The 11,515-nt window shown below is 43.8% G+C and carries 11 protein-coding genes and 1 pseudogene; 6 read left to right on the top strand and 6 right to left on the bottom strand.

Annotation, left to right across the window (positions count from 1 at the left end; all coding sequences use genetic code 11):
- The 6 genes and pseudogenes from HMPREF9193_RS00925 to HMPREF9193_RS00900 all read right to left on the bottom strand — a co-directional run.
- Positions 1-305 (bottom strand): annotated as a pseudogene (locus HMPREF9193_RS00925) (hypothetical protein); the annotation flags it as partial.
- 146 nt (positions 306-451) lie between these two features.
- Positions 452-1,294, bottom strand: coding sequence for a carbohydrate ABC transporter permease (locus HMPREF9193_RS00920; protein ID WP_021686157.1), 843 nt, complete (start codon positions 1,292-1,294; stop codon positions 452-454).
- A 12-nt stretch (positions 1,295-1,306) separates the two neighbouring features.
- The gene (locus HMPREF9193_RS00915) at positions 1,307-2,185 is read right to left on the bottom strand and encodes a carbohydrate ABC transporter permease (RefSeq protein ID WP_021686156.1); all 879 of its coding nucleotides are present in this window, start codon (positions 2,183-2,185) and stop codon (positions 1,307-1,309) included.
- A gap of 28 nt (positions 2,186-2,213) precedes the next feature.
- Positions 2,214-3,467 carry an ABC transporter substrate-binding protein gene (locus tag HMPREF9193_RS00910; protein WP_021686155.1) on the bottom strand — a complete coding sequence of 418 codons (1,254 nt, stop codon included), beginning with the start codon at positions 3,465-3,467 and terminating at the stop codon, positions 2,214-2,216.
- A gap of 91 nt (positions 3,468-3,558) precedes the next feature.
- Positions 3,559-4,221, bottom strand: a complete 663-nt coding sequence (locus HMPREF9193_RS00905) for a response regulator transcription factor (RefSeq protein ID WP_021686154.1) — start codon at positions 4,219-4,221, stop codon at positions 3,559-3,561.
- Positions 4,214-5,644: a sensor histidine kinase gene (locus HMPREF9193_RS00900; RefSeq protein ID WP_021686153.1), complete on the bottom strand. Its 1,431-nt coding sequence runs from the start codon at positions 5,642-5,644 to the stop codon at positions 4,214-4,216. Before HMPREF9193_RS00900 ends, HMPREF9193_RS00905 begins: the two co-directional genes overlap by 8 nt.
- Before the next feature lie 107 nt (positions 5,645-5,751).
- Between HMPREF9193_RS00900 and HMPREF9193_RS00895 the strand changes: the two genes are divergently transcribed.
- The 6 genes from HMPREF9193_RS00895 to HMPREF9193_RS00870 are packed head-to-tail and all read left to right on the top strand — an operon-like array spanning position 5,752 to position 11,510.
- Positions 5,752-5,982 (top strand): FeoA family protein, encoded by a 231-nt coding sequence (locus HMPREF9193_RS00895; protein ID WP_021686152.1) that lies wholly within the window; start codon positions 5,752-5,754, stop codon positions 5,980-5,982.
- Between the two features lie 22 nt (positions 5,983-6,004).
- On the top strand, positions 6,005-6,235 hold the full coding sequence (locus HMPREF9193_RS00890) for a FeoA family protein (protein ID WP_040847187.1): 231 nt from the start codon (positions 6,005-6,007) through the stop codon (positions 6,233-6,235).
- Positions 6,236-6,240: 5 nt separating this feature from the next.
- Positions 6,241-9,060 carry a ferrous iron transport protein B gene (gene feoB, locus HMPREF9193_RS00885; RefSeq protein WP_040847184.1) on the top strand — a complete coding sequence of 940 codons (2,820 nt, stop codon included), beginning with the start codon at positions 6,241-6,243 and terminating at the stop codon, positions 9,058-9,060.
- A gap of 20 nt (positions 9,061-9,080) precedes the next feature.
- On the top strand, positions 9,081-9,662 hold the full coding sequence (locus tag HMPREF9193_RS00880) for a hypothetical protein (RefSeq protein ID WP_040847257.1): 582 nt from the start codon (positions 9,081-9,083) through the stop codon (positions 9,660-9,662).
- Between the two features lie 34 nt (positions 9,663-9,696).
- A complete protein-coding gene (locus HMPREF9193_RS00875) occupies positions 9,697-10,668 on the top strand; it encodes a DUF4198 domain-containing protein (protein ID WP_021686148.1) in 972 nt (323 codons plus the stop codon).
- Between the two features lie 17 nt (positions 10,669-10,685).
- Positions 10,686-11,510, top strand: a complete 825-nt coding sequence (locus tag HMPREF9193_RS00870; RefSeq protein WP_021686147.1) for a DUF4198 domain-containing protein — start codon at positions 10,686-10,688, stop codon at positions 11,508-11,510.
- The last annotated feature ends 5 nt before the right edge of the window (positions 11,511-11,515 follow it).

The raw sequence follows: 11,515 nt of genomic DNA, 5'->3' as shown, positions 1-11,515 counted from the left end.
GTAAAGGTAAGCACGGTGTTTTCGGCTACCATACCGTTTTCACTCAGTGCGGGTGTTACTTTTACATTGCCGCCGATATTGCGGTCAAGCTCTACCTTGTACTTCGGTACCGCAGGCGCGGGTGTTCCGCCGCCGCCCGCACTGTTCGGGCAGGCGGTCATTCCAAATAGCGCAATGAGCGCTACTACTGCGGCTGTGATGAAAAGCGCGGAGCTTGTAATCACTTCACACTGTTTTACAAAGGGAGATTTACTTAATACCCCCCCCCTGCCTATACATTTGTGTGGGTTTTTCGTTTTTATCATAAAGTCCTTCTATTGTGTATAATAGTAATTTCTTTACCTATTATAACCCAGCTTTGCTAAAAAAACAAATACTTTTCCGTCTTTTTGTAATCAAACAACAATATGGTGAATACTTTGTAATAAATGAGCGTTCTTAGGTGGTGGCATTAGCCCTTAACGGCGCCGACAGTCATGCCGTCTATAAAATAACGCTGAAAAACTAAAAACACGGCAAGCGGAACCGCAGCTGCGATAATGGAGCCTGAAGCAATCATATTATAATTGGTAACGTATTGTCCTTGCATATTTGCCAAACCAAGCGTTACCGGTTTAAGTTTGTCGCTTTGCAATAAAATCAAAGCCCATAAAAGGTCGTTCCAAATCCATGTAAACTCTAGTACACTTAAAGCGGCAAAGCTCGATACGCACAGCGGAAGAATAATACGCCGGTATATGGTAAACTCGCTTGTACCGTCTATGCGCGAAACTTCTATTAAACTAAACGGAATTTGCTTCATAAAGTTTCGCAAAAAAAAGGTACAAAACCCCGATTGAAAAGCGGCGTGAAACAGTATAACACCGTGCAAGGTATTGATTAATCCTGCCCTGTCAGAAAACCGGTATACGGGAATAAGCAGCATTTGAAAGGGTATAAGCATACCCGAAATAAAAATAATCAGCACGGTTCTATTTAGTTTGAATTTGTAAAACGCTAAAGCAAATGCGCCCAAGCTCGACACAAAAAGTGTGCCCAATAAAGAAGGAACCGTAATAATAAAGGTGTTCATAACGTAGCGCCCCATACCTGCATTGGTCCATGCGCGTACAAAATTCGAAAACACCCATCGATGAGGAATTTTCCACATATACGGATTTCCCATAATTTCGTCCATCGATTTAAATGCGGTAAAAATCGCTATGGCTATGGGAAACAACCACAGCACCGTTAACACAGTTCCGAGCGTGTAAAAAAGGATTTTTATTCCGTAGCCGCGGTTTTTTGTTATCATTATACAACGTCCTTAATTTTGAATTTCTTTGTTTAAGCTGTTGTTTACGTATACCAAAATAAAAGCAAGCGTAATGGTAAATTGTATAACCGCTATTGCCGAACCGTAGCCGTAATCCTGATAGTTAAAAGAGGATGTGTACATATAGGTGGAAAGCACTTCGGCGGCGCGGGCTTTGGTATTGGTTAAAACATAAATGGCGTCAAAAGAACGAAGAGAGTCTATAATGGATATGGTTACCGCCATAACGGTTGACGGGGCGAGTAAGGGAACGATAATGTGGGTAAAGCGTCGGCGAAAATCGGCTCCGTCTATCAGTGCCGCTTCGATTAACTCTACGGGAATATTTTTTAAGCCTGCCAAATACAAAATCATGATGTATGGAATTTGCCGCCACACTCCGACCGCAACCAGGGCTCCGGTCATATAGCGTTTGTCGCCGAGCCATTGGCGGGTAAAGCTTTCCAAGCCGATACTGCGCAAAAATACGTTTAAAACGCCGTATTCGGGTAAATATATCCATGCCCAAATGGTACCGATAACGGTAAATGAAAGGGTCATGGGAATATAAAAAAGCGTTTTATATGTGTTTGCTCCGGCGCAATCAATATTAAATAAAAGTGCAACGGCAAGACCGAGCGGAATGGGAATGAGCACAAAACAGATAAGCCATACGAAATTATTTTTTAAAGCCAAATAAAATTGAGGGTCTTGAAAAAGACGGATAAAATTTGCCAACCCGATGAATTTGGATTGAATAAGAATGCTTTCCCGGTAAGTAAGACTGAACAATAAACTTTGAAATACGGGAATAATTACCCATATAAAGTACATACACAAGGGCAGGGCTAAAAACAGCCACGGTGTAAGAATCGTTTTTATTTTTTTCATTGTAAAACTCCCTGCCCTTTGCGTGTTTTTATTTAGCGTAAATACGTACTCGTTCTTTTTCCAAATCGGCAAGCGCCGTATCAAGCTTTGACGGATCCTGCATAATGTCTACAATGGCGTTCATACCTTTTGCGGCCATTTCTTCGGGAGCATCGCGGTCGTAAAATTGTGCCGCACTGGCAGCTCCGAGCACCATATCCAAACCGCGTTTTGCTTCGGCATTTACCGGAGACACGTTTATGTTTGCCGCCAAGCGTCCCAATTTTGCACAAAACAGCTGTTGTGCTTCTTTTGTTGCGGCATAAGCTATGAATTTTTTAGCATTTGCTTTATTTTTTGCCTTTGCAGGAACTATAAAGCCGTCGGTCGGCGTATCTACCGCATAAAAGGTGTTTGAACCGTACAAGGGGAAGGGGAAAAAGTCTATTTTGTTTTGCATATCGGCGGGAATAACATCCATAATAAACTGCCCCATTAAAAACATAGCCGCTTCGTCGCGGATCATAAAGTTTGCTGCTTCTTGCCACGAATAGCTTGATGCATTCGGCAAAAAAAAGCCTTTTTGAGCTAAATCGGCTATTGTTTTAAAGCTTTCTTTAACTTTCGAGTCGGTATACGCAACTTTGCCCGAAGTTAAATTGCGGTGAAAATCGCCGCCGTTTACCGCACTGTCTATGTAGTCAAACCATCCGCCGGCAGTCCACGTTTCTTTTGTACCGATGGAAATGGGGGCAACCCCGTTTGCCTTTAAAGTTTGGCATATTTGTAAAAATTCGTTCCATGTTTTCGGCGTTTTTAAACCGTATTTGGCAAAAACGGCTTTATTGTAGTACAGTGCCCACCAATACCATGCTTGCGGTAAAAAGTATACACTGCCGTTGTAAGAAGCAGCTCCTTTGAACGATTTTGGAAACTCTTTTTCAAAGCTGCCGCCGGGGAATATGTCGTCGGTTAAAGGTTCCAAAAGTCCTTTTTCCGCAAAGCTTTGCATGCGGTAGCCTGCGAACCACGTTGCCACATCCGGTGCCCGGTTTGAAGTGAGCCAAGAAGGAAGCAGTGTTTTGAACTGCTCGTGCGCCGTTGTGTTTACGGTAACTTTAATGCCGGGGTTTTTAGCTTTAAAATCGGCAACCAGCTCGCCAAATGCTTTTTGTGAAATTTCGTCGGAATGGTATGAATTGATTATCAATTCATCGGATACATTGCCGTCTTTTGCTCCGTTTGCAAAAAGACAAAGCGCGGTAAAAAAAACCGCAAGCGATACGGAACATAGTTTTTTCATTTTTTTCCTCCTGATTACACAGAATAAAGCCGAAGTGCTTTACACGCAAGGGACAAAAGTACCTTATTTTGCCGGCATATGAAAAAAATATTTATAAAGGACGCAAGCGGTTTGCCAGTTGTATAATTTCAAAGCGGTCTTTTACATCCAGTTTTGAATAAATCGTGCTTACCCTATTGCGGACGGTGCGCAAGCTGATGTGTAGTTTTTCGGCAATTTGGTCGTTGTTGTATCCGGTGGCCAGGAGTGCAAATGTTTCGCGCTCTTGTTTGGTTAATTCATCCAAATACCGCATATTATGTTCGCCGTTTTCTTTTTTATGGTCAACGTATTTTTTACGCACAAGATCCCGTGCAATATCCGGCGAAATGAGCGTTATACCGGTGCTTAAAGCCCGTATGGATATGATTAATTCCGTAGGAGAAGTGTCTTTTAGTAAATAGCCGGACGCTCCCGCCAAAAGCGCTTCGCGTACAAATTCGTCTTCATCGTAAGTTGAAAGCATAACGATTTTTATGTCCGGATGCGCAGGTTTTATCGCTTTTACCGCGCTGATGCCGTCCATTACCGGCATGCGCACGTCCATCAATATAACGTCCGGCTTAAGCTTATCGGCAAGGGCGCTTCCGATTTTTCCGTTTTCGGCAATGCCGACAACTTTTATATCATTTGCATAGTTGCTTAAAAAAGTTTTTAAACTTAACGCAAAGCACGCTTGATCTTCTACTAACAAGAGTTTTTGTTTTTTATACATTGTCTTTTATTCCTGTAGGTTTTGTAGGAATACGAACCGTCAAGCGAAATCCGCCTTCGTCCGGAGAGGTTGCCTGCAGGCTGCCGTTCAGTTTTACTAGGCGTTCTTCCATGCCGGCAAGCCCTATCCCTTTTACAATCTCTTTTGAACCGATACCGTTATCGCATACGGTCATACTCAAATAATCGGGAAATTCCCAAAACAATATGTCTATACGCGTTGCCCGTCCGTGGCGAACCGCATTGGTAAACGCTTCTTGCACCGTGCGTATTAAAACAGCGTTAAGCTCTTTGCCGTAATTTTTTTTCATATTGCCGCTTTCGATAACCACACGTATACCCGTAACTTCTTCGAATATCTTTTTCAATTGATATACGGTATCGATACTTTGAAAAAAAGGATCTTGTACTTCTCTGATTGAACGCAGGGTTTTGCGCATTTCCTGCAACCCGTGCTGCGCTTGTTCGCGGGCAAGCTGGCAGGTTTCCTGCGTTTGTCTTTTATTTTTGCATCCGCTGCTGACTGCAGCATCCATCAGCGCAGCAATGTTGGTAAATACATAGCCTAAACTGTCGTGCATATCGCGCGAAATGCGCAACCGCTCTTCGTGTGCCGCTTGCAACCCCCGTTTGCGCGCTGCGCTTTGCAATTTTCGGTTTAAAAGGCTCATATTGCTCATCGTATTGTGCAAATGCACTACCGTATCCAAATTTTCCTGCCATTTGTCGCATGCAAAGCGCAGCGCATAAGACAAAAGGGTTACAAAAGCGCTAAACAAGTATAATACGTGCTTGTGTTCGGCAAGCGGCACACGTGTGTGAATGTCAAAACTGCCCGTGCCAATATCGGCGGCAATTTCGTTTGGGCTTAACAGCATGTTAATGCCGAAAATATCGGGGTGTGTTAAAACGATTACAAAACAAACGCTCCCCGCTGCACCGGCGATATAGTTAAAAGGAGAGCTCGTCGCAAAACATACGGCAGAAATCCATGCAAAATACAAACACAAGTGTATGCCGATGTCCGAAGCGGCGGTTGCCGTGCTTAAACTTAAAAATATTAAAGATAAAACGGCGCAGGTGAACGCTTGGGTATTGTTGCGCTTACACTTGCGCTCGCCGGTGTTTTGATTTTGCAAGCTGCCGTACTTATGTGAAATGCCGCATTTAAAGGAAATAAAATACAAAAAAAATAAAAAAAAACAAAACGCGGCAAAAAAGATATAAAAGGTAATAAAAAAAGAGCGTTCAAAAAACGCCGGAATTTCACCCGCCGGCATGCCGTTGTTTTGCTTGTGCCCGTATTTTAAGTTAAAAACAAGCACGGCGCACAGTGCCGTGCACGCAGACAGTATGCTCGGAAAAAGCGAGCGAAAAAAGCGTATAAAAGCTTGCTGTTTTTGAAAACCTGCGGTACCCGTCATGCCGATTTAATTATAACGGTTTTTATAAAAAAGGCTCAATATATTCTTGACATGGTAAAAAAAAAGAGATATTTTATTGTTATAGTTTTCTAACAATAGGATGCGCCATGGTGCCTTTAATTATGGTTCAAGACGGTGAAAAAGCGGTTGTTATACGGTTTGAAGGCGACGGTGCCGAATTTAAACGTATCCGCAGTTTCGGTTTGGATATCAATACCGAAATAACAGTTGTAACCTCTCAAGCTGCCGCCGGCGGACCAATGATGCTTGCCGTAAACGGCGCCCGTTATGCGCTTGATTATAATTTAGCTAGCAAAATATTGGTGCGGCCGTTATAATGTGTATGTAAAGGAAAACAAAATGACACTGGACGAGTTAAATGAGGGAGAAGAAGGTATTATCGACGAAATGGGAGTTGAAGGGGTAACGCTTCAGCGCTTGGTTAGTTTGGGCTTTATTCCGGGAACTGCCGTATCTATTGTGCGCAAAGCACCGTTTTTAGATCCGTTTGATATTTCCATTTGCGGTTCTATGGTCGCTGTCCGTAAAGACGAAGCGCGCCGTATTTTTGTACAAAAAAAAGGAAAGTGAAGAACATGATACGTATTGCTTTCGCGGGACAGCCCAACTGCGGAAAGTCTACACTGTTCAACATGATGACGGGCTCTCATCAGCATGTAGCCAATTATCCGGGAATTACCGTCGAAAAAAAAACCGGTGATTACGTATTCGAACAAAACGAAGTTTTTATTACCGATCTTCCCGGTACATACAGTTTAACATCTTATTCTCCGGAAGAACGCGTAACGCGCGATTTTATTTTAAATGAACGCCCCGATGCGGTGGTAAACGTATCGGACGCATCGAATTTGGAGCGGCATTTATACCTTACCTTTCAGCTTTTGGAAATGAAGCGTCCGCTTATTATGTACGTAAACAAATTGGATGCCGCTCAAGCTGCGGGGCTTCGCATTGATGCCGATACGCTTTCCAATGAACTGGGGGTTCCCGTTATAACCGGCAGCGCCAAATATAAGCAGCATGTTACCGATTTGCGTCGTTTGATTGCAACCGTGGGTACGAATTCTTCATATAAACAGGATTTTACACTGAACTACGGCGAAGAAATGGAAAGCGTTATCGGCACGATTGTAAGCAAATTGGAAAAAGCGCGCAAAGCCGATACCGATAATTCTATGCCCCTGCGTTGGATCGCGGTTAAATTGTGTGAACACGATACAAAAGTTGTTGCGGACGCACGCGCGCAATTCGACGATTTTGACGGCATCGTTAAAGATGTTGAAGAGCTGGAAGCTTCGTATAAAGAACGTACCAAACGCAGCTTTGAAATTGCCATAGCTTTGGTACGCGCAAAAGAAGCGCACCGTATTGTTGAACGCTGTATTTCAAAAGAAAAAGTCGGCGCTGCCGAAATAAAAAAGCAAGACACAAAAAAAACTTTGTTTGCGCTCAGCGGAGCTGCGGTTCTCGCCTTAGTAACGTACTACATTTTGTATTCCGTATTCGGTTTTATTCACTCTTTGGACGCTTTTTTTGCCGTAAAAGTTGCCGCCTCGGCTCTTGCCGCTGCCGGTTTTACTGCAGGTGCTGTAGCAATATATCGCGGAGGCGGCAGCGTTATTAACAGCACCGACCGGGTAGACCGCGTGCTATGCCACCGTGTGTACGGACCGCTTATTTTGGTGGAATTGATATTGGTTTTTTATTGGATTACCGTTATTTTGGGCTATAAACTAACCGATCTTGTGTTCCCCTTTTTCCGTTTTACCCGTGCGTTGGTATCGCAGGTGGTTCCTTCCGTCAGCTTGCTGGATTCCGGCCCGTTAAGAGGTTTGCTTTTAAACGGCGTTATCGACGGCGCGATTATGATTCTCAATTACGTGCCCATCTTTTTGTGTTTGTTCGCCTTAGTTGCTTTTATGGAAGATGTCGGGTATATGGCGCGCCTTGCCTTTATTATGGATAGGATTTTGCGCAAATTCGGCTTGCATGGGCAGTCGACGCTTCCGATGATTCTTTCCGGTGTTATTATGGGCGGCTGTGTGGTTCCCGGCGTTATGTCTACAAGAACTATCCGCGACGACAAATCCCGTTTGGTTACCATTTTAATTTTGCCGCTTTTAAACTGTATGGCAAAAATTCCTTTTTACGTGCTTGTAACAGGTATCTTTTTTGCCAGCCGTCAGTGGCTGGTGCTGGGAGGTTTGTCGCTTTTTACGCTGATTGTTGCGCTGGTTGCCGCAAAGTTTTTCAGCTCTTATGTAGTACCCGGTAAAGCCGAGCCTTTTGTACTTGAACTTCCTGCTTACAATATGCCGACGCTTTCGGGCGTTGCCATTCGCACGTGGGAGCGGTTGTGGAGTTTTATTAAAAAAGTTGCCACTACGGTTGTTGCCGTTTCGGTTGTTATTTGGGTGGGAGTTTCTTTCCCTTCGCTTAACAAACAAAAAAAAGCCGAATTTAATGCGCAAAAAGATGAAAGAATAGAACGGTTTAAAAAAACGCTGAACAATCCCTATGCCCGCTATGTAGGAACGGATAAACACCTGGTGCAGTACATGCAGTTTGAAGAAAAGTACAGCCTTGCCAACAGTTTAAACTGGTTTGGCAAAGACGAAGGTGCCGAAAAAATCAATGCACGCTTTTTTTTGGAAAATCCCGAATTTGCCAAAATCCTGATGAAAGGAAAAATAACGCTTGGACAAAATATGCCGCTGTTTAAATCCTATTATGCTTCTTATACGGCGGAAAAAGCGGCTTTTGAAGCCGAATATGCACTTGCTGCAAGTGAGGATCGCAAGCAGGAAGTCAAACAAGCGTTTTACGGCAAATGGATGAAAGCAAATCCGTACTTTTTTGCCATTGTGCGCACCGGAACTCTAACTTTTAAAGGCGACAGCGTAATCGATGAAGATGCAAAAAAAGCAAACAAAGAAATGCGCAGTCTTTTTGCCGATATCAAAACAATCGGCCGTGCGGTGCATAAAGAAACGCTGGAACATTCGGCTTTGGGCTTTTTGGGTAAAGCGCTCGAACCGGTCAGCCGGTTTGCCGGCTTCGATTGGAAAATCAACATTGCAGTTTTAGGCGCATTTGCGGCAAAAGAAGCCTTGGTTTCCACTTTGGGAACTATTTACAGTGTGGAAGCCGGCGGGAACGACGGTAAAGAGTTGGAAGCGCGTATTAAAAACAATGAAACGGGAATGACGGCTTTGGACGGTTTGGTTATTATGCTTTTGATTTCGCTGTTTCCGCCATGTATTGCAACAATGATGGCTATAAAAACAGAAACGCAAAGCTGGCTGTGGATGGCGTTTAGCGTTTTATATCCGGTAGCGCTCGGAGGAATTCTTGCGACGCTGGTATTTCAGATCGGCAGATTATTGGGCTTTTAATAGGAGAATGGGAAATGTATATGAATGGATTAAAAAGAAAAGTTTGTGTGGCAGTGCTGTGTGTTTTTGCTTCAGCGGTTGTGCTGTATGCGCATACGCCGCTTCTTACCGTTGAAGATAACGGAGACGGAACGATTTTTGTGCAGGGCGGTTTTTCCAACGGCGCAAGTGCAGGCGGTGTAAAACTGTACTTAAAAGACGCTGCTACCGGTGAAAAATTATACGACGGCGTATTTCCCGATATCGGGGAAACCAACTTGGACATTCCAAGTGTTCCGTATACCGTTACATTCGATGCGGGACCCGGTCATATTGTTGTAAAAGACGGACCTCCCCCTCCCGGCGGTTTTGGTGCGGCAAAAGCCGATAAAGCGGCTAAAAACGATGCTGCTGAAACTGATTCTTCCGGTTCCGCTGCCGTTTCGTCCGGCAAAGGAACAAACTCCGCTGCGCCCTCTTCCGCCGCAGCTGTAGATTGGACACCTGCCGATACGGCTTCCGTTATGCCGAACGCCGGAGTGTCTTATGTTTCGCTCATCGCGATGATTATGAGTTGTATAAACACCGTGTTGTTATTATTTGTACTGCGCAAGCGCAGATGACACGGATTAAAGTATTTTTTGCAGGAGGTAATACATGCAAAGTATAAAAAGGATATTTATCCTTTTGTTGTTGTTTTCGGCAGCTTCCGTATTTGCTCATTTTCAAATGATTTATACGCCGGAATCGGTTATTCCGGAAAATACGGCAGCAGTTGATTTTAAACTGGTTTTTACCCACCCTTTTGAAGCCGGTCTTACGATGGATATCGGCAAAGACGAAAGCGGTACAATAAAAGGAATGAAAGAATTCTTTGTTGTTCACAAAGGTGCAAAAAGCGATTTAACCGGAGTTTTAAAAGGAATTACGTTTACATCGCTTGAAAATTCGGGACAAGGTTTTGAATTTACATTCGGTAAAGAGCAAGGTTTAAAAGGCGGCGGAGACTGGGTGTTTGTTGCCGTACCCGAACCGTACTACGAAGCATCGGAAGATATTTACATTCAACAAATTACAAAAGTAATGATAAACAAAGGGGAACTGTCCACAGATTGGAAAAACCGCGTTGCCGAAGGCTATCCGGAAATTCTTCCTTTGGTAAAACCCTACGATGTGTGGACGGGCGGCGTGTTTAGAGGTATTGTCGTAAACGCCAAAGGCAAACCCGTTGCCAATGCCGAAATAGAATTCGAATATATCAATTACGACATCGATATGAAAGAAAATAAATTTACCGGTAAACCCGTTCTTAAAAAAAGCGGAGCCGGAATTATTCTTGCCGATAAACAAGGTGTGTTTGAATTTATTCCGAACCGTGCCGGTTATTGGGGCTTTGCAGCACTCGGCGCCGGAGGAGAGTTGGAATTCGGCGGCAAAGAATTGTCGCAGGATGCCGTTTTGTGGTTTGAAGCTTCCGGTTTGAATATGAATATGAGCGCTTCCGCATCCGATACAATGGGTATGAAAAAAGGTGCGCTGTCGTTGCCCGTCCTTGTAGGCGTAATTGTGCTCATCGTTTTGCTTATATCGGTTCCCATAGTACTTAAAAAGAAGAAAAAAACAGTCTAAAATTTGGAGGTTATAGTATGATAAAGAAAATTATATCAGCTGCAGCGATTTTGCTTGCGGGAAGTTTGGTTTTTGCGCATTTTCAAATGGTGTATACGCCTACGTCGATTATCGCCGATGATGTAAAGGATGTTCCTTTTAAATTGGTGTTTACTCATCCTTTTGAATCCGGTCATACGATGGATATCGGAAAAAACGAAAAAGGCGAAATTAAAGGGATGAAAAATCTCTTTATTACACACAAGGGAAAAACGATCGACGCTCTTTCGTCTTTAAAAGAAATTACATTCAGTACAAACGAAAATTCCGGCAAAGGATACGATTTTGTGCTGGACAAAGACAGTTCTTTCCGCGGCGGCGGAGACTGGGTGCTTGTTGCAGTTCCTCATCCGTACTACGAAGCATCGGAAGATGTTTACATTCAGCAAATTACAAAAGTAATGATCAATAAAGGCGATCTTTCTACCGATTGGAAAAACCGTGTTGCCGAAGGCTATCCGGAAATTCTTCCTTTGGTAAAACCCTACGATGTATGGGTCGGCGGTGTGTTTAGAGGAACGGTTGTGGATGCCAAAGGCAAACCCGTTGCCAATGCAGAAATCGAAATTGAATTTGTCAATTACGATCTGGACATGAATGCAAATAAACTTGCCGGAAAGCCGAAAACCGAACGGGGCGCTGCGGTTATTTTAGCCGATGAAAACGGAAACTTTTCATTTGTTCCCACCCATGCCGGTTATTGGGGCTTTGCAGCGCTCGGTGCCGCAGGAGAGTTGGAATTTGGCGGTAAAGAATTGTCGCAGGATGCCGTTTTGTGGATTGAAGCCTTTCCTGCGGAATAACGGTA

It is taken from the genome of Treponema lecithinolyticum ATCC 700332 (assembly GCA_000468055.1).
Taxonomy (GTDB): Bacteria; Spirochaetota; Spirochaetia; order Treponematales; family Treponemataceae; genus Treponema_C; species Treponema_C lecithinolyticum.
The sequence above is the reverse complement of the archived record's forward strand: the minus strand, read 5'-3'. Positions and strand labels throughout refer to the sequence as shown.